2 protein-coding genes are annotated in these 1,892 nt (G+C 63.5%); both read left to right on the top strand.

Annotated elements, in window-relative coordinates:
• Window positions 1-428: quercetin 2,3-dioxygenase (locus LC039_RS26730; RefSeq protein WP_226629931.1), on the top strand; the 428-nt coding region annotated here is incomplete at its 5' end.
• A 342-nt stretch (window positions 429-770) separates the two neighbouring features.
• Complete coding sequence (locus tag LC039_RS26725; RefSeq protein ID WP_226629925.1) at window positions 771-1,703, top strand: IS5 family transposase; 933 nt, start codon at window positions 771-773, stop codon at window positions 1,701-1,703.
• Window positions 1,704-1,892 lie beyond the last annotated feature (189 nt).

Genomic DNA, 1,892 nt, shown 5'->3' with positions numbered 1-1,892 from the left:
TGGTGGCTGCCGATCAGCTTTTCTCTTTCCTGCAGACATCCGCCTCGACGGACGGCACATTCTTCTCGGTGATGACCGAGGGTCCCGCCGGGCAGCCGATCCCGTGGCACTACCACAAGAACCATACCGAGAACTTCTTCTGTCTCGAAGGCAGGATGACGCTGTGGGTCAACGGCCAGGAGCTGACCCTGCACCCCGGTGACTTTTGCCAGGTGACGGCGGGCACCGTCCACAGCTACCGTCTGGACACGCCCTACACCAAGTTCTTCGGCTGGCTCGTCCCGGCGGTCTTCGAGCCCTTCTTCCGCTACATCGGGGACCCGACGGATATCCACGTCTTCCCCGTCGAACCACCTGCTTTCCGGTTCGACCGGGTTATGGCCCATATGGATGAACTGGATCTAAATGTGTTGATGGTTCACGACTGACCGCAAACACGGTACGGAAGGGCCCGGCCGGGAGGCGGGACCTTTCCCGTTCCGGGAACGGGCGCAGCCTATACGCCGACCATCCTTATCATAGGCGCGCAGACGTATCTCGCTTCACGCGCTGTATCGGCTTGGGCAATTTTGGCCATATTGGGCTCAGAGGGGCCTTGCGGCGGCGGGCAGGCGGGGACCTTTCGGACACTCGCTGCATTGCGGCAGTTCTTCCGCTGGAATTGAGAGTCTCGCATTGGCTTACGCGCGTGGGGCATTCGGCGGGGCGTTGTTGCAGAACCTGAGCCGGTGAGGATTCACAGCCGGAATCCAGCAAGTTAGTAGGGCGTCATGCCGAAGCCGACGCCAACCCGCTACCGCACCACGAACTGGTCCGCCTACAATGCCGCGCTGCGCAAGCGCGGTGAGATGCTGATCTGGTTCGACAATGACATGACGTGGCTCGCGCCGCACGACGGTCGTGCCGGCAGGCCACCGGTCTTCTCCGATGCGGCGATCCAGTTCTGCTTGTCGATCAAGGTTCTGTTCAGGCTCCCCCTGCGACAGACCGCAGGGATGGTCGCCGCCCTCTTGCAGCAAGCAGGGCTCGACTGGCCCGTTCCGGACGCATCTACGCTCTGCCGCCGGCAGAAAACCCTGGCGGTGCAGATCCCGTATCGCCGCGCCGATGGCCCGCTCAACCTGCTCGTGGACAGCACCGGCATCAAGTTTCTCGGCGATGGTGAATGGCAGGCCCGCAAGCACGGCGTGCAGGGTCGCCGCCAGTGGCGAAAGGTTCATATCGCCATGGACCCCGCCACGTCCGACGTCCGGGCCGTGGAGTTTACGCCGAGCCGGGACGGGGACAGTCCGGTCCTGCCCGAGCTGCTCGATCAGGTGCCTCAGGACGAACCAATCGGCACGGTGACGGCTGATGGCGCTTACGATACCCGCCGCTGCCACACCGCTGTCCTCGAACGCGAGGCCGTCCCGATCATTCCGATCCGCAAGAACGGCAGACCCTGGAAGGACGACGGCCCGGCGGCCAGAGTCCGAAACGAGACCCTGCGCGCCACGCGTCACTACGGCAGGGCGTTCTGGAAGCGCTGGACGGGCTACCATATCCGAAGTCGCATCGAGTCGAAGATGCGGTGCTTCAAAGCTTTCGGCGAACGGATCGCAGCAAGAGACCCAGACCGCCAAACCGCCGAGGTTCAAATCCGCATCGCCCTCATGAACCGCTTCAACGCCCTCGGCACCGCCGAGATCGTCCGCGTGGCCTGACGTCAGCGGGGAAAGGGGCAGTCACGCCTCAGGCCGGGGTAATGCAACAACGCCCGGCTAGGGCAATGGTTGAGAGGAAAACCTTCGGGCATCGGTCGTAGCGGGTTGCGACGCGGCGCCAGTCCTTGAGCCTGCCGAACATGATCTCGATGCGGTTGCGCCGCTTGTAGCGGCGGCGATCATATCGAA

Origin of the sequence: Alloyangia pacifica, from assembly GCF_020524285.1 — a bacterium.
In the GTDB taxonomy this organism is placed as follows: domain Bacteria; phylum Pseudomonadota; class Alphaproteobacteria; order Rhodobacterales; family Rhodobacteraceae; genus Salipiger; species Salipiger pacificus_B.
This window is presented reverse-complemented; position numbering and strand designations above follow the sequence as displayed.